The following is a 16,333-nucleotide window of genomic DNA, read 5'->3' on the forward strand; positions in this document are numbered from 1 at the left end:
GGAGAGCGGCCGCGTCCCGTCGCGCGCGCTCCGGCCGCTGCCTGCGCCCTGCCCCCGCGTAGCAGGTCCGGGCCGGTGCCCCGGCCTCGCTCACCACCGGGGACTCAGCCGGCGGAAGGCACGGCCAGGGCGAAGCCCGCGCTCGTGAGCGCCAGCACGAGCACGATGACGACGAGGACCGCCCACAGGGCCAGGCAGATGCCGTTGAGCACGAGGCCCCAGTTGGCGACCGTGCGCCCGGCGGGCTCGCGGCGGCGCGAGCGGATGCCCAGCCACACGCCGATGAGCGGCACGAAGAACGTCCAGCCCGACAGCAGCGAGCAGATCCCCAGCACGAGGCTGGCGATCCCGCACGTGCGGACGGGTTCGGAGCCCGCGCCGCCGGCCGGAGCGGCGTGGGCGGCGAAGTCGGCGTGGGCGGTGGGTGCCGGGCTGGGTGCGGACATGGCGGTGGCTGCCTTTCTGGGGGTCTGCGGTGCTCTGCTGGGTCGTCCTGTGTGCGGTTCCACGTTAGGGCGGCCCCGTGCGCCCGGGCCAGGGTGCCAGCCGCGGTCCTGCGGTGGGGTTTGCCCCCGGTGCGGGTGCCCGGGCGGCCGTGCGGCCGTAGGGTAAGCGCATGAGCGAAAGCCCTGAGACCACGCCCGCCCAGGCCCCCGGTACGGCACCGGGTGGCGCGCCCGCCCCCCGCTCGACCGCCCCCTCGGCGGCCGACGGCGACCCGCCGCGGGCGAGGGCGACCTTCGATGCCGGCCAGGCGGTGGAGCTCGCCGTCGTCGAGCGCTCGGGCTTCATCGAGTCGCGGCACCTGGGCTCGGCGGTCGTCGTCGACCCGTCGGGCGCGCCCGTCGTCGAGCTGGGCGCACCGGGCGAGCCGGTCTTCACCCGCTCGTGCCTCAAGCCGCTGCAGGCGATCGCCTGCATGGAGTTGGGGGCGCCGCTGTCCGGGGACGCGGCGGTGCTGGCGTCCGCCTCGCACCGCGCGGAGGCCGAGCACGTGGAGGTGGTCGAGCGGATGCTCGCCTCCGTCCACGTGGGCGAACGCGACCTTCAGTGCCCGTCCGTGCAGCCGGCGGATCCGGACAACCTCGTGGCCGTGCGCTCGGGCGGGCGGGCCACCTCCCCGCTGTACTTCAACTGCTCGGGCAAGCACGCGGCGTTCCTCATGGCCCAGAAGCTCGCCGGCGAGCCCACCGGGGACTACCTGGACCCCGAGTCCGCGATCCAGCGGCGCGTGGGCCAGGTCATCAAGCACTACTGCGGCGAGCGCTCCGCGGCCGTGGGCGTCGACGGCTGCGGTGCACCCGTCCACGCGCTCTCGCTCACCGGGCTGGCGCGCGGCATCGGCGCGGTCGCCGCGGGCAGCACCCCGGAGGCCCGGACGCTCATGGACGCGATCCAGTGCAGCCCCTGGGCCATCGAGGGCCACGGGCAGCCGAACACGCTGGCCATCGAGGAGCTGGGCGTGCTCGCCAAGAGCGGGGCGGAGGGCGTGCGCGTCATCGCCACCCCGACCGGCTGGGCGGTGGCCGTCAAGTGCCTCGACGGCTCCTCCCGGCCCACGATGTTCACCGCCCTCGAGCTCCTCGTCGCGGTGGGCGCGCTCGATGCCGCGGACGTGCTGCCCATCCTCGACGACGTCACGCCCCCCGTCACCGGCGGCACGCGCGCCGACGGCTCCACGGCGATCGTGGGCACCCTGGTGGCCGGCGAGGCGGTGGTCGCGGCCCTGCGCGAATGGGCCGGCCGGCGCGCGGCGGATGCGGCCGGCTCCGGGGAGCCGGGGAGCGGCCAGGAGGGGGAGCGCTCGTGAGCACGCGGCGCAGGATTTCACGCGAGGCCGGCGAGCGCGCGCTCGAGGCGTGGAGCGCGGCCCACGACTCCGGAGCCGCGGCCGTCGATCGGCAGACCGAGGCGACGGCCGTGCGCTACTGCCTCGAGGAGCTGGCGGCCCGCCATCCGGGCAATGCCGTGGAGGTGCGCGTGCCCCCGTTCGGGGTGGCGCAGTGCATCCCCGGCCCGCGCCACACCCGCGGCACACCGCCCACGGTGGTCGAGGCCAGGCCCCAGGCGTGGCTCGAGCTCGCCACCGGGCGGCTGGGCTTCACCGCCGCGCTGGCGGCCCATGCGGTGGAGGCGTCCGGGGTGCGCTCGGACCTCAGCGGGTTCCTGCCGCTGTTCCCCCTGGAGGGCGCGGACGCCCAGACCGCGGTGCCCCATGCGCCGGCCGAGCCGCAGGAGGTGGCCCCGGAGGCGCAGGACCCGTCCGCGGAGGGCCAGGCGCACTGACCGGGGAGGGTCAGGTGCGCCTTCCCGCGGGGGGTGTGAACGCCCCGCTCGCGCGGGGCTGGCCGGCGCCCAGTGCTCAGCGCCGCCGGTTCCAGCGCTGCCCATCCCAGCATGCGGGGCGCCCTGCCGCGCGCGGGTGCGCATGGACAATGGGCCCATGAGCGCACAGACGAAGCAGACGACGTCCTTCATCGCCGGGCGGCACGTGCCGTCCCTGCAGACCTACCCGAACATCGACCCCGCCACCGGCGCCGAGCTATGCCAGGTGGCCCGGGGCGGCGCCGCCGAGGTCGACGAGGCGGTCACCGCGGCCGCCGCGGCCCAGCGGGGCTGGGCGCGGACCTCGCCCGAGGAGCGCTCGCGGCTGCTCGTCGCCGCCGCGGGCCTCATCCGCCGCGATCGCGAGACCCTGGCCCGCCTCGAAAGCGAGGACACCGGCAAGCCGCTGGCCCAGGCCTACGCGGACGTGGACGTGTGCGCCCGCTACTTCGAATTCTACGGCCACACGATCGAGTCCTTCTACGGCTCCACGATCCCGCTGGGCGGGGACATGCACGTCTACACCCGCCGCGAGCCCTACGGGGTGACCGGCCACATCGTCGCGTGGAACTATCCCCTCCAGCTCGTCGGCCGGGCGGCCGCCACCTCGCTGGCCACCGGCAACTGCGCCGTGGCCAAGCCGGCGGACGAAACCCCGCGCAGCACCGTGGCCCTGGCCGAGCTCATCCACGAGGCCGGGTTCCCGGCCGGCGCGTTCAACGTCATCACCGGGTTGGGGGCCGAGGCCGGGGACGCCCTTGCCCACCACCCCGGCATCGCGCACCTGGGCTTCGTCGGCTCGACCGCCACGGGCTCGAAGATCGCGCACGCGGCGGCCGACCGCGTCATCCCCACCGTGCTGGAGCTGGGCGGCAAGTCCGCCAACGTCGTCTTCGCGGACGCGGACATCGACGCCGCGGTGCCCAGCCTCGTGCGCTCGATCATCCAGAACGCTGGGCAGACCTGCTCCGCCGGCTCGCGCCTCCTCGTCCACCGCGCCGTCCGCGCCGAGGTCGTGGAGAAGATGGCCGCGGCGTTCGGGCGCGTGGCGATCGGCCGCGGGGTCGACGACCCGGATCTGGGCCCGCTCGTCTCAGCCAAGCAGCTCGAACGGGTCACCGGCTTCCTCGACCGCCTCACCGCGGGCGAGGTGGTGGCTGGCGGGCGCTCCCCGGATGGCCTGCCCGAGGCGCTGGCCGGCGGGGCGTTCTTCGCCCCGACCCTGGTCGACGGGGTGTCGCCCGATGATGAGATCGCCCGCGAGGAGGTGTTCGGGCCCGTCGTGGTGGCCACGGAGTTCGACTCCGACGACGAGGCGGTCGCACTGGCCAACGGCACGGACTACGGCCTGGTCTCGGCCGTGTGGACGCAGAGCCTGGGGCGCGCGCACCGCATGGCCGCGGCAATCGAGGCCGGCCAGGTCTTCGTCAACACCTACGGTGCGGGCGGGGGAGTGGAGCTGCCGTTCGGCGGGTTCAAGAAGTCCGGCTACGGCCGCGAGAAGTCGATCGAGGCATTCGCGGAGTACACGCAGACGAAGACGGTCGTCGTGAAGCTGTGAGCCGCGCCCGCGGCCCGCGCGCCGCGTGGGGCACGGGCATGCGAGGGGCCCCCGACCGGCGGTCGTGGGCCCCTCGCATGAGCGCTGGCCGCTCAGCCAGCACCGCTCAGTAGATCGCCTCCGGCTGCTTGTGCACGCGCCCGGCGAACGGGCTGTGCCGGCGCAGGAGGATCCCGCCGAACGAGGCCGCAACGCCCAGGACCATCCAGGCGAGCACCGCGAGGAACGCCGCCGTGAAGCCGGAGCCGCCGCTGGCCAGTGCCGTGAGCCCGTCGAACACGGGGCTCAGGGGCACCAGCGGCCTGATCGCCTCGAGGGCCGGCGGCATGGCGGGCATAAGCTTCGCCGCCACCGCGAGGACCACGAACAGCACGGAGATCACTCGCCCGAAGCCGCCGAACAGCGACACGAGCGCGTGGTTGACCGCGGCGAACATGAGCGCGGAGAGGATCGCGAAGACGAGGAGCGCGGACGAGTCCGCCAGCCCCGTCTTCCACGCGAGCATCCCCACGATGCCCATGATGAGGCCCTGGACCACCGCCACGATCGCACCGGGGATGATCGCCCTGAGGTACACGCGCGCCGTGCGGGCGCCCGAGTGCACGAGCTTCGGGTCCATCGGGTGCACCACGAGGTACGTGGCCAGGCCGCCGATCCACAGGGAGAGCACCACGATGAGCGCGATCGCCGCGATGTTCGACACGAGCGAGGTGCTCGCGGGCGTCGTCACGGGCTCGGCCGCCACGGACTTCATGCGCTCGCGCATGGGCGCCGTGTAGTTGGGCGCCTGGTCGGAGCCCTTGGCCAGGGCGGTCTGCAGCTTGCCCGAGCCATCCGTGAGCTTCTGCGAGCCGTCGGAGAGCCGCACGGCGCCGTCGTGGAGCTTCACGGAGCCCGTCTCGGCCTGCGCGACACCGTCGGTGTAGCGCCCGATGCCGTCGTTGAGCTTCGTCGCGCCATCGGCGAGCTTGCGGTTGCCGGCGGCCAGCGTGCCGGCGCCCTTCGCGAGCTTCGTCCCGCCCTCGTCGAGCTTGCCAGCGCCGTCGTCGGCCTGCTTGAGGCCGTCGACGAGCGCCGGGACGGCCTTGTTCAGCGTCGTCGTGCCGGCGTGGACCTTCTCCGCGCCGTCGGAGAGCTTGGTGCCGCCGTCGGAGAGCTTGCGCGCTCCGGCCGCCGCGGTGCCCGTCGCCGTGTGCAGCGTCTTCGCGCCCTTGGCCAGCTTGGGGGTGCTGTCCGCCAGCTTGCCGGCGCCCTCGGACACCTGCTTGGAGCCCGCGCGCAGCTTGTTCGAGCCGTCGACCGCCTGGACGCCGGCGTCGCGCAGCTGCTCGCCGCCCTTGGCCAGCTCGCCGGCAGGGTCCGCGGCCACCTTGAAGCCGTCGCGCAGCGTCCCGATGCCCGCGTCGAGCTTCTTGGCGCCGGTGTTGAGGTCACCCGCGCCGTCGGACAGATCGCCCGCGCCCTTCGTCAGCTTGTGCGCACCGCTCTTGAGCGTCTCGCCCTGTTCGTTCTTCGTGTCGTCGAGGCCTTGCTTGGCAGCGGTGAGGCCGCCGATGACGCCCTTGAGGACGGTGTAGCAGTCTTCGCTGTCGATCTTCACCCCAGCGGGTTCGCAGAACTGCTGACGGATCTTCTCGGGCGCTGCGCGCACTCCCACTGCCAGCTTGAGCTGTGCCCTGCTGGAGCCCAGCGTGCTGCTGGCCTTGTCGATGCCGTCCTCGAGGCTCTGCGCGCCCTTCGACAGGTCGCTGCCGCCCTGCTTGAGCCGGCCGCTGCCGTCGACGAGCTGCTCACTGCCGTCCTTGAGCTGGTCGAGGCCGCTCTTCGCGCCGGGCGCCGCGGTGATCGCGGTGCGGAACTGGTCGACGCCGTTCGTGTACTTGTCGATGCCCTCCTTCAGCTGCTTGGACTTGTCCTGCAGCTGGCCGACGCCGTCGTCGAGCTTCTTCGAGCCGTCGGCGAGCTTCCCCGCTCCGTCGTCGACCTGCTTCGTGCCGTCCTCGAGCTGGCCCGCCCCGTCGTCGATCTTGTCGAGTCCGTCGCCCAGGGTGTTCGCGCCCTTGCCGAGCTCGCCCGCGCCATCGGCGACCTTGCCGGCGCCGTCGTCGAGCTGCTCGACCTTCGAGGGCATGTCCTTCGTCTTCTCGCGCATGGTGCCGAGCCCGGTGGCGAGGCGCCCGGCTCCGCTGGAGAGCTGCGAGGCGCCGCCGGAGAGCGTATCGGCGCCCTTCGCGGCCGTGCCGGCGCCGTCGGCGAGCTGCTCCGAGCCGTCGCGCAGGTCACCGCTGTTGGACGACAGCTTGCCCAGGCCCTCGCGCAGCTGCGCGGTGCCGTCCTTCGCGGTGCCCAGCCCATCGGTGAGCTGCTGGCTGCCGTCGTGGATCTGGCCCGCGGCGTCGGAGCCCTTCTCGAGGCCCTTGCCCAGCTTCCCGAAGCCCAGGTAGAGCTTGTTGAGGTACTTCTCCGTCACGCCCTTGTTGAGCTTGCCCGTGGCGGTCTTCGCGATGGCCTGGCCGACGATCGCGTCGGTCAGGGGCCCCACCTCGGAGGTCTTGACGTCGATCTGCGCGGAGTTCGCGTCGTTGGGTTTGCCGGAGAACGAGGTCGCATCCGCCGTGAAGGACTCGGGGATGTCGATCGTGGCGGCGTACTCGCCGCTGCTCAGGCCCTTGTTCGCCTGCGCTGGGTCGTCGACGACCTCCCACGAGAAGTTCGATTCCTTGGTGCCGAGCAGACCGTCGCTGAGCTCCTTGCCCAGGTTCACGTCCTCCCCGTCCACGCGGACCGTGCGGTCGCTGTTGACGATGGCTGCGCGCACCTGGTGGAGCCGGCCGTTCGCGTTGAAGGCGGCCAGCGCGAAGCCGCCCGCCACCACGATCGGCACGAGCACGAGGCCCAGCAGCTGCAGCCATGACACGCGCGACGAAAGGCCGTGTCTGATAGCCGAGAATGACATCAAAGAAGACTCCTATGTCTAGTGAGGTCCGCCGCGGACCGCGGCCGAGCGCGCCGGCCGGTCGTCGACCCTGACGCACCCCGTCGCGATCCATGCGGTGCAGCGCAGCGGATCGACGGGCGGGGATCGCGGCGCTGCGGGATGGCCGTCGCGCTGTGCGATCTCCTGGAGAAAGCTAACCGCGACATGTGAGCTGCACAACAACCGGATGCAGGGTTGTACACAGCATCACTAGTTACATGTAACTTTCCGTACTTTTTAGCGCTCGCGCACAGCCCACTCCTCCGCGGCGGACAGACCTCCCAAAACCGAAAAGATGTGGCGTGTATCACGATTTGGTTAGGGCCCGGTCCGGCTCGGGGTGTGACAGCATGACGCCGTGACCCGCTCGAAGCAGCCCCCGCCGCGGCCGGCCACAGGCCCCGGCGGACGCCGATGAGCGCGGGAGTCCTCGGCCTCGTCCTCCTGGCTGCGGTCTTCCACGCCGCGTGGAACATCGCCGCCAAGCGCGCCGACGGCTACGGCCGGGTCTTCGTCTGGGCCTACGGGCTGGCGGGCGCTCTCCTCCTCACGGCCCCGGCAGGCTGGATCATCGCGACCACTCCGGGTGCGCTCTCCTGGCCCGTGGTGGCGGCGGGCATCGTCACCGGCGCCCTGCACGTGGGCTACGGCCTGTGCCTGCAGACCGGATATGCGAAGGCCGACCTGTCGATCGTCTATCCCGTGGCCCGCGGCGCCGGCCCCGTGCTCACCATGGCCGTGGCGATCGCGGTGCTGGGGGAGCGGCCCGGGTGGCTGGCGGTGGCCGGTGCGGCGGCGATCGTGGGCGGCATCGCGCTCCTGATCGCGCGCCGTCCCGCCGGCGGTGCGCGCGTGGGCCCCGGCCTCGTCTGGGGCCTGGCAACCGGGGCCTTCATCGCCGCCTATACGCTCTTCGACGGCCACGCGGTCAACGCCTGGGCCCCGCATCCGGTCGTCTACCTGTGGCTCAGCGGTGTCGTCCAGGCGCTGCTGCTCACGCCCTCGGCGCTGCGCCGGCGCGAGCTGGTCGCGGCGCTGGTCCGCCTGCGCGGGGCCACCGTGGTGCTCGTGGGGCTGCTGTCCTCGACCGCCTACCTCCTCGTGCTCGTCGCGATGCAGCGCGCCCCCATCTCCCTGGTCGCGCCCCTGCGGGAGACCAGCGTCGTGATCGGCCTCGTCCTCGCGCGCCTGCTCTTTCGCGAGCAGAGCCTGGGAGCGCGCATGGCGGGCGGCGCGGTCGTCGTCGCGGGCACCGCGCTCATCGCGCTCGGCTGAGCGCCCAGCCCGACGGCGGAACCTGCGGACCGCGGCCACCCGCGCCATCCCCGCAGCCGTTACCCGTCACGGCAGGCGCCGCCTTCGCCGCCGTCCGCGGAGTCTGCCCAGCCGAGGTCTGCCCGGAAGGTCCGAGCGTCACCACCCTCTGGCCATCCGAACTCTGGCCCTCCGAGCTCTGCCCCGCCGACCTGAGCATCGCCGAGCCCTGCCCCGCCGAGCCCTGCCCCGCCGACCTCGGCGTCGTCGAAGCCCAGCAGCTCACCGTCGAACGCGCCGCGCGCGCTCGGTGCGCACGCTCCCGGAGTGCTGCCCTCGAGAGGGCAGCCGTGCCACGTCGCGCTGAACCGCAGCGCGATGAGCTCCGCCTGCGCGCGGGAGTACGCCGGCGCCGGCCCGCGGGCCGCTGACCTCGCCGCATCGCAGACCCGCCGCCAGAAGAACGCGCACACCGCCTCGTAGCCCCACAGGTCCATGAGCGCGCGCAGCAGCTGCGCGTGGGTGAGGCGTGCGCCGCCCTGCGATTGCGCGGCGAGCGCGGCGCGGACCTCCGCCGCCCCCGCGCCTGCCCGAAGGTCCGCCATCGTGCCCGCTCCTCCCAGCCCGCCGCTCCCGCACAGCCCGGCCCGTGGCTCCCAGGCAGTCCGTCAGTCCGTTCCGCCGCCCCACACTGCGCAGTATGCGGGGAGGGACTGACACGGGCCGCGCCCGCGCTACAGCGCGGCCTTGGGCCGGCTGTGACCAGCGCATCTGTGTCCGCGAGCGGTGCTGAACTAGACTCGCACGGGCGGCTTTCGCGGGGCCGCGGACCAGCAGGGCAGTCCCCGAGGCGCCCGGGCCGGGACAGTGCGAGCAGCAGGGGAGTACATGAAGGACACGGTCGACGTCTCCGTGCGCAGGAGCCCCCGCTACGGGGTCTTCATCGGCGCGGGCATCGTGGCGGGCTTCGCCGTCGGCATGGTGCTCTGGCTCATCCCCGCGGACACCTCATCGCTGACCACGCAGTTCTCGCCCGCCGCCATCGTCGGCCTGCTCATGGCGCTGTGCGCCGCCGTCGGCGGCTTCGCCGGCGCCGTGGTCGCGCTCATCGTCGACCGGGTCGGCCTCAAGCGGGCCCGCCGCTACACCGTGGGCGCCGAGTACGAGCCGGTCGAGCGCCCGGTCGCCTCGTCCTCCGCCGCCGATGCCGAGTCCTCCTCGGCAGCCGCGGGCGCACCCACGACCGCAGACGCGCTGGCCGCCGCCGAAACCGATGCCGCCGCCGAACCCGAGCCCGCCGCTGCCGCGCCGTCCGCCGCTCCCGAGACCGCGGCCGGCGGCGCGGGCGGTTCGGAAGCTGGGCCGGCGGACGGCGCCGTGCGCGGCGCGGGCGGCCCGTCCGATATGGAAGAATGAGACCGTGGCACGACCTGATGGGCGCTTGACCCACGAACTCGACGCAGACGACAAGAAGCCGCAGGACGAGTGCGGCGTATTCGGCGTATGGGCGCCCGGTGAAGAGGTGTCGAAACTCGTCTTCTACGCCCTCTACGCGCTCCAGCACCGCGGGCAGGAGTCCGCCGGCATCGCCGCGAGCAACGGCAAGCAGATCCTCGTCTACCGGGACATGGGGCTCGTCTCCCAGGTCTTCGACGAGAACGACCTCGCCACGCTGCCCGGGCACCTGGCCGTCGGCCACACGCGCTACTCGACGACCGGCTCGTCCTCGTGGGAGAACGCGCAGCCCACCCTGGGCCCCACGCCGTTCGGCACGGTGGCGCTCGCCCACAACGGCAACCTCACGAACTTCGAGCGCCTCCAGGAGATGGCCGACGAGGCGACGAGCGCGCACCAGGAGCAGGTGAAGCTCGCGACGAAGAAGAACGCGCGCACCCGGCCCCACCGCGATTCCTCGAACGACACCTCGCTCGTCACCGAGCTGCTGGCCACCTCGCCCGGTGACGACCTCGTGCAGTCCGCGCTCAGCCTGTTCCCCAAGCTCGAGGGCGCGTTCTGCTTCGCGTTCATGGACGAGCACACCCTCTACGCCGCCCGCGACCCCCACGGGGTGCGCCCGCTGGCGCTGGGGCGCCTGGAGCGCGGCTGGGTCGTCGCGAGCGAGACGGCGGCCCTCGACATCGTCGGCGCCTCGTTCGTGCGCGAGGTGGAGCCCGGGGAGCTCATCGCGATCGACGAGGACGGCCTGCGCTCCTACCGCTTCGCCGAGCCCCAGCAGGAGGCGCGCTGCGTCTTCGAGTACGTCTACCTCGCCCGCCCGGACAGCATCCTGCACGGCAAGACCGTGCACACCGCGCGCACGGAGATGGGCCGAGTGCTGGCCCGCGAGCACCCCGTCGATGCGGACATGGTCATCGCGACCCCGGAGTCGGGCACCCCGGCGGCCGTGGGCTACGCGGAGGAGTCGGGCATCCCCTTCGGCCAGGGGCTCATGAAGAACGCCTACGTGGGCCGCACGTTCATCCAGCCCTCCCAGACGATCCGCCAGCTGGGCATCCGCCTCAAGCTCAACCCGCTGCGCGAGAACATCGTCGGCAAGCGCCTCGTCGTCGTCGACGACTCCGTAGTGCGCGGCAACACGCAGCGCGCGCTCGTGCGGATGCTGCGCGAGGCCGGTGCGGAGGAGATCCACGTGCGGATCTCCTCGCCGCCGGTCAAGTGGCCCTGTTTCTACGGCATCGACTTCGCCACCCGCGCCGAGCTCATCGCCAACGGCCTGACGAACGACGAGATCTGCAAGTCCCTGGGCGCGGACTCCCTGGGCTACATCTCGATCGACGGCATGATCGAGGCCACCGGCCAGCAGGCCGACCAGCTGTGCACCGCGTGTTTCTCCGGCTCCTACCCCATCCCGCTCGAGGCGGGCCTCGACCCCCAGAAGGGCTGCTGACATGGCTGAGACGGGCAATCCGGGCGATCAGAGCGCAACGACCTACGCCGCCGCGGGCGTGGACGTCGACGCCGGCGACCGCGCCGTGGAGCTCATGAAGTCCGCCGTCGCCGCCACGCACACCCCGGGGGTGGTGGGCGCGACCGGTGGATTCGCCGGGATGTTCGACGTGAGCATGCTCAAGGACTACGAGCGGCCCCTGCTGGCCACCTCGACCGACGGGGTGGGCACGAAGGTCGCGATCGCGCAGGCGCTCGACATCCACGACACGATCGGCTGGGACCTCGTGGGCATGGTCGTCGACGACATCGTCGTCGTGGGCGCCAAGCCGCTCATCATGACCGACTACATCGCCTGCGGCCACGTGGTGCCCGAGCGCATCGCGGCGATCGTGCGCGGCATCGCGGAGGCGTGCGCCAGCGCCGGGGTCGCCCTGGTGGGCGGCGAGACCGCCGAGCACCCCGGGCTGCTCGCGGCGGACGAGTACGACGTCGCCGGTGCCGCGACCGGCGTCGTCGAGGCCTCCCGCGCACTCGGCCCCGAGCGCGTGGCCGCGGGCGACGTGCTCCTGGGGCTGCCCTCGTCCGGTCTGCACTCGAACGGCTTCTCCCTCGTGCGCCGGATCATCGCCGATGCCGGCTGGCGCCTCGAGCGCGAGGTCACCGAGTTCGGCCGCACCCTCGGCGAGGAGCTGCTCGCGCCCACTCGCGTCTACGCCGGCGAGCTGCTCGAACTCCTCGAGCGGGTGCCGGGCGCCGTCCACGCGATGTCGCACGTCACCGGGGGCGGCCTGAGCGCCAACGTGGCGCGGGTGCTGCCCGCCGGCCTCATCGCCGTCATGGAGCGCAGCACGTGGGACGTGCCTGTTGTCTTCGATGTGCTCGGCGACCTGGGCCACGTGCCCCGCGAGGACCGGGAGCGGACGTGGAACCTGGGGGTCGGCATGGTGCTCGCCGTCGATGCCGCGCAGGCCGACGCCGTGCTCGCCGCTGTGCCGGGGGCGTGGCGGCTGGGCGAGGTGGCAGCGGACGACGGCTCGCTTGCCCAGGCCCCGGGCTATGTCTCCGGTGCCAAGGGCGTGCAGGGCGGCGCGGCCATCCTGCGCTGAGGACGGCGCACGCGAACGGGCCCCGGGTGAGGGAGAGCCCGGACGGCGCACGCGAACGGGCCCCGCACCTGCGGGGCCCGTTCGGCGTTCTGCGGCTCGTGCTGAGCGGCGGGGTCAGCGCTGCTCCGATTCCTCCGGCTCGTCGTCGACGTCCGCGTACTTGTCCGCGTAGTCGGAGTAGTCGGACTCATCATAGGGATCGGCGCCGGAGTCCGAGCCGTGCTCTCCGCCGAGCTCCTTCTGGAGAGCACCCAGATCGGTGTCCGGGCTGTAGTACTTGAGCTTCCGGGCTACCTTGATCTGCTTCGCTTTTGCGCGGCCGCGACCCACAGGCGTCGACCCCCTCCGTCTTCGACCCGGGGCGCAGCAATGGGGCCCCGTCCAGCTTCGTCACTTCTCTGCGGTCCGATTCTAGCGGCTCCCACCCGCTTGTGCCATTTGCCAAGACGGCCGGCAAGACGGGCCGCGGCGGCACCGGCAGCCGCGGGGTGCGGGGCGCTGCCGCCCTGCGGATACGCTGGGGCCATGCCGTACGAGCGCCGATACCTCATCGAACTGCGGATCTTCGAGCCCCTCGTGGTCCACCCGGATCTCGAGGACTACCCGGTCAGCGACAACCGGACGATGATCCTCCGGCTCGCCGGGGAGGACGCCGACGCCCGGCTCATCAGCCTGCCGCCGGACCCCGTGGCCGACTCCTACCGCGGCACGCCCATCATGATGACGGGTGCGGACGCGGGGGACGGCATCGATCGGGTCTGCCCGCTGCAGGACGATATCCGCTCCTGGCACGCGCTCGAGGCCCTGAGCGAGTCGTCCTCGAAGGCCGAGCTCGACGCGATGGTGCCCAAGTCCGCGCGGCGCCGCGCGGCCGCCCACCGCGTCGAGTGGCTGCAGGGCGAGCCGGATACGCGCGTGTTCACCCGCACCTCGGCGTGGGATGTCTCGCCGGTGTGGTGGCTGGCGATCGATCCCGAGGAGGACCAGGTGATCGCCGACGAGACCGAGCACGGTCATCGGGTGCGCATCCGGGTGCCCATCCTCACCGCCGCGTCGCGGGTCGAATGGGCGGTCTCGGTGCTCAAGGAGAAGTCGCGGCTGAGCGCGGTCGTCGAATCCGCGGAGCAGTTCTCGGACTGGCTCGACTCGTTCGACATGAACTCGATCGTCGAGCTGGACCTGGGCGGGATGAGCGAGATCATCTACCCGGAGACCGGTGCGGACCTGGTGAGCGACTGGGTGGACGCACTCGACGCCGACGACCGCGAATCCGCGATCGCCGCGTTCAACGCCTACACACGGCAGTGGGAGGCGCTCGGCCTCTACGCCCGCGGCAGCTGAGGCGGGGCCGCCGCCGGCCATGACGACGGCCCCGGGGGATGCCCGCAGGCACGGGGAGTGCCGGGGCATCGCTGCCCTGGCACGTGCCACGCTACTGGCGGGGGACTCGGGGGCCCAGGCCTCCGGCTGGGTATTCACACAGTGTTTACAGGCCCGGCCCCGGCCCGAGGCGCGCGCTGGGTAGCGTGGGAGGCGCGGTCGGCCGCCCTGCGCGCCCCCGCCCGCGCGCAGCTCAGGGGTTCCGGGCCGCGCGGTGCCGATACCGGAGGGACGAAGAAGACGATGGTCTTCGCATTCGCTTTCACCGCCCTGCTCGTGCTGACCGGACTGTGCACGAGCGCCGTCGTGGGCCTGCGCCGTCAGCGCCGTTTCCTCGCCTCACGTGCGGATGCGGTCGACGGAGACGGCGCCTCGGTCGGCGGCAGCGGTGCCGAGGCCGGCCCCGCCGCGGCCGGGGCCGCGCTGCCGGAGGGACTTGCGGCCGAGGGCGGTCCGATGCGGGCCGCTGGAACCGCCGCCTGACGGGTGCGCGGCATCGCTGCGCTGGGTCCGCACCATCGCTGCGCCGGAGCCGGGCGGCTTGGCGCCGCCCCCACCGGGTTCAGGAGCCGTGCGCCCGCCGCTCGAGGACGGGGTCGACGAAGACGACCAAGCGCGTGTTCGCCGCCTCGAAGTGCAGGACGAGCACCGCATCGCCGGCCCCCGCGTGACGTGCCGTGGGCAGCCCGGTCGTGGGGGTTGCCGGAAGGCCAGGGCCTGTCTCCCGCGCACCGATGCTGTCGGAGTCCAGCAGCTGGATCGAGCTCAGGTCCGTCCAGGAGCGGTGCGCCCAGCGCATGCGCCTGTCCATGGCGGCCACGATCTGGGCGCCGGTGACGGTGCTGGGAACCGCCGCCGCTCCCACCTCGCCGTAGAGCGTGAAGCGGCCGAATGTGAGGGGGCCGTCCACCCCGGTGCCGGCGCTCGCGAGCGCCCGCTTGAACCCGAAGTCGCCGGCGAACCGGACGGCTGCCGCGTCCCGGTGGAGCGAGAGCCCCGTGATGGCACCGGAGCCCATCTCATGGGCCTCATCCCACAGCTGTTCGACGCTGGGCGCGCGGAGGAATGTTTCCCGGTAGGCGGAGGGGCGGCCGTCGATGCGCACGCCCTCGGGCCCGCTCACCGCGGTGATCGCCGTGGAGAGCCTGATCATCGTGGCGCCCCAGCCGGGCGCGGAGCCGGCGCAGGCGACCATGTCGCCGAAGGGGATGGCGTCGAGGGACTCACTCAGCGTGCCCCGGGTGCCCAGCACGGGCATGTCCGCTTCGTCCGCCACGTCGCCGACCGCGCACGAGGCCCCCTGCCGACTGCGGCCCCGCGCCCACCGCTCGCACACCTGGGCGTAGGCGTAGCGGAAGTCCTCGCCCTGGGTCTTCGCCGCCGCTTCCAGGGCGCAGCGGATGCCGTCCTCGGTGGGCTCCACGCGGAACTCGCCGGCCCGCTTGGAGCCAGAAGTCCAGGGGGCGCAGCCGGCGGTGCTGGCCAGGGCGGCTGCGGCGCTCGCGCTCAGGCCCGTGCGGAGGAGGGTTCGTCGATCCATGTCGGTCCTTGCGGTCGCGGATGTCTGCTGCCGAGGTCTGCCGCCAGGCTAGCGCGGCATTGCGAGGCTCGGAGGGGAATCCGGCCCCCTGTGGCCGGTTTGGCTCACCCCGGCACGCGTGGCGGGAGTTTGCGCGGGGCGGACCGGCGCGCGGGCCGAGTTCCCCGCCGGGTGAGGGTGTCCTCGCTAGGCTGGTCGGGATGGCGGCAGACGATGGAGGGATGGGCGCATGAGCAGGTCGGAGAAGGGCTTCCTGGTGGGAGCGATCCTCGCCGTGCTCGTGCTGCTCGTGGGCGGCGGACTCGTGGTGGGCGGGGTGATCGGCCCGCGCCAGTCCCAGGGCACCTCGGCGGAGATCCAGGACGGCGAGCCGGCGGCGCCCAGCGCCGCTCAGACCGCCGCGGATGCCGCCCCCACCCCGGCGGCCAGTCAGAAGCCGGCCGACGCCGTCGACTCGGCGTGGGTGCGGGCGACCGAGGCCAGCACGGGCATCCCCGGCCGCGCGCTGCGGGCGTACGCCGCGGCCGCCGCGAAGGTCGATCGCGAGCAGCGCGAGTGCGGGCTGTCGTGGAACACGGTGGCGGCGATCGGGCAGATCGAGTCGAATCACGGGCGGGAGGGCGGCGCGCACATCACGGCCGACGGGACCACCTCGAAGCCCATCGTGGGCGTGGCGCTCGACGGCGTGAACGTCAAGAACATCCCGGACACGGACAACGGCAAGCTCGACGGGGACAAGGAGCACGACCGCGCGGTGGGCCCCATGCAGTTCATCCCGCAGTCCTGGCGCCAGTTCGGGCGCGATGGCAGCGGTGACGGCAAAGCGGACCCGCACAACATCGACGATGCCGCGCTCACGGCGGCCGGCTACCTGTGCGCCTCGGGCGAGGTCAGCTCCGCGGCCGGGTGGGACCGGGCTATCCGCTCGTACAACGACTCCGATGTCTACGTGCGCGATGTGCTTGCCGCGGCGAACTCGATCGCCGCGCGCGCAGGGCGCTCCTGACGGGCCGAGCGCACGGCGCCCCGATGCCGAGGCGGTCATCGAGCTGACGGCCCGGATGCCGCGTGGGGCGGTCCATGACCGCGTGTGACGGGCGGTGACGCCTAAGCGACGGCGCGTGACAGCCCCGCGCCGCGGTGGGGCGCCGCCGTGCCTACGGTGCCGGCATGGACATCTCCGCTGCCGGCGCCCCAGCGCCGCATCCGGCCCGCACGGCCCCTGCACCGGGCCCGGCCGCCGACCGTGCCGGCACGCCCGCCGGCGGCTCGGGCACGCC

14 protein-coding genes and 1 pseudogene are annotated in these 16,333 nt (G+C 73.2%); 10 read left to right on the forward strand and 5 right to left on the reverse strand.

Going from position 1 to position 16,333, the window contains the following annotated elements; translation table 11 throughout:
• Positions 1–104 precede the first annotated feature (104 nt).
• Positions 105–446: a DUF4190 domain-containing protein gene (locus GSY69_RS02210; RefSeq protein ID WP_160952262.1), complete on the reverse strand. Its 342-nt coding sequence runs from the start codon at positions 444–446 to the stop codon at positions 105–107.
• 170 nt (positions 447–616) lie between these two features.
• Here GSY69_RS02210 and GSY69_RS02215 point away from each other — a divergent pair, with 170 nt between their 5' ends.
• The 3 genes and pseudogenes from GSY69_RS02215 to GSY69_RS02225 all read left to right on the forward strand — a co-directional run bounded on the left by GSY69_RS02215 (position 617) and on the right by GSY69_RS02225 (position 3,886).
• Entirely contained in the window at positions 617–1,810 is a 1,194-nt protein-coding gene (locus tag GSY69_RS02215) for an asparaginase (RefSeq protein WP_160952263.1), read from the forward strand.
• A pseudogene (locus tag GSY69_RS02220) lies at positions 1,807–2,175 on the forward strand (sterol carrier family protein); the annotation flags it as partial. The gene GSY69_RS02215 and the pseudogene GSY69_RS02220, both read left to right, overlap by 4 nt.
• A gap of 268 nt (positions 2,176–2,443) precedes the next feature.
• Entirely contained in the window at positions 2,444–3,886 is a 1,443-nt protein-coding gene (locus GSY69_RS02225) for an aldehyde dehydrogenase family protein (protein WP_160952265.1), read from the forward strand.
• 106 nt (positions 3,887–3,992) lie between these two features.
• On the opposite strand, the gene GSY69_RS02230 is transcribed toward GSY69_RS02225, so the two are convergent.
• Complete coding sequence (locus tag GSY69_RS02230) at positions 3,993–6,842, reverse strand: YhgE/Pip domain-containing protein (protein WP_160952266.1); 2,850 nt, start codon at positions 6,840–6,842, stop codon at positions 3,993–3,995.
• 435 nt (positions 6,843–7,277) lie between these two features.
• On the opposite strand from GSY69_RS02230, the gene GSY69_RS02235 reads away from it, so the two are divergent.
• A complete protein-coding gene (locus GSY69_RS02235) occupies positions 7,278–8,138 on the forward strand; it encodes a DMT family transporter (RefSeq protein ID WP_160952267.1) in 861 nt (286 codons plus the stop codon).
• 59 nt (positions 8,139–8,197) lie between these two features.
• On the opposite strand, the gene GSY69_RS02240 is transcribed toward GSY69_RS02235, so the two are convergent.
• Positions 8,198–8,722: a hypothetical protein gene (locus GSY69_RS02240; RefSeq protein ID WP_160952268.1), complete on the reverse strand. Its 525-nt coding sequence runs from the start codon at positions 8,720–8,722 to the stop codon at positions 8,198–8,200.
• Positions 8,723–9,005: 283 nt separating this feature from the next.
• Here GSY69_RS02240 and GSY69_RS14390 point away from each other — a divergent pair, with 283 nt between their 5' ends.
• The 3 genes from GSY69_RS14390 to purM are packed head-to-tail and all read left to right on the forward strand — an operon-like array spanning position 9,006 to position 12,133.
• On the forward strand, positions 9,006–9,533 hold the full coding sequence (locus GSY69_RS14390; protein ID WP_160952269.1) for a hypothetical protein: 528 nt from the start codon (positions 9,006–9,008) through the stop codon (positions 9,531–9,533).
• Positions 9,534–9,537: 4 nt separating this feature from the next.
• Positions 9,538–11,025, forward strand: a complete 1,488-nt coding sequence (gene purF, locus GSY69_RS02250) for an amidophosphoribosyltransferase (protein ID WP_160952270.1) — start codon at positions 9,538–9,540, stop codon at positions 11,023–11,025.
• 1 nt (position 11,026) lies between these two features.
• Positions 11,027–12,133: a phosphoribosylformylglycinamidine cyclo-ligase gene (purM, locus tag GSY69_RS02255; RefSeq protein WP_160952271.1), complete on the forward strand. Its 1,107-nt coding sequence runs from the start codon at positions 11,027–11,029 to the stop codon at positions 12,131–12,133.
• A gap of 114 nt (positions 12,134–12,247) precedes the next feature.
• On the opposite strand, the gene GSY69_RS02260 is transcribed toward purM, so the two are convergent.
• Positions 12,248–12,463, reverse strand: a complete 216-nt coding sequence (locus GSY69_RS02260) for a DUF3073 domain-containing protein (protein WP_160952272.1) — start codon at positions 12,461–12,463, stop codon at positions 12,248–12,250.
• Positions 12,464–12,658: 195 nt separating this feature from the next.
• Here GSY69_RS02260 and GSY69_RS02265 point away from each other — a divergent pair, with 195 nt between their 5' ends.
• Positions 12,659–13,474, forward strand: coding sequence for a hypothetical protein (locus GSY69_RS02265; RefSeq protein ID WP_160952273.1), 816 nt, complete (start codon positions 12,659–12,661; stop codon positions 13,472–13,474).
• Between the two features lie 282 nt (positions 13,475–13,756).
• Positions 13,757–13,996, forward strand: coding sequence for a hypothetical protein (locus GSY69_RS02270; RefSeq protein ID WP_160952274.1), 240 nt, complete (start codon positions 13,757–13,759; stop codon positions 13,994–13,996).
• Between the two features lie 79 nt (positions 13,997–14,075).
• Here GSY69_RS02270 and GSY69_RS02275 read toward each other — a convergent pair whose 3' ends face one another.
• Positions 14,076–15,053: a hypothetical protein gene (locus GSY69_RS02275; protein WP_160952275.1), complete on the reverse strand. Its 978-nt coding sequence runs from the start codon at positions 15,051–15,053 to the stop codon at positions 14,076–14,078.
• A gap of 229 nt (positions 15,054–15,282) precedes the next feature.
• Between GSY69_RS02275 and GSY69_RS02280 the strand changes: the two genes are divergently transcribed.
• Complete coding sequence (locus GSY69_RS02280) at positions 15,283–16,059, forward strand: lytic transglycosylase domain-containing protein (protein ID WP_160952276.1); 777 nt, start codon at positions 15,283–15,285, stop codon at positions 16,057–16,059.
• The last annotated feature ends 274 nt before the right edge of the window (positions 16,060–16,333 follow it).

This window comes from Brevibacterium rongguiense (genome assembly GCF_009857845.1).
Taxonomy (GTDB): Bacteria; Actinomycetota; Actinomycetes; order Actinomycetales; family Brevibacteriaceae; genus Brevibacterium; species Brevibacterium rongguiense.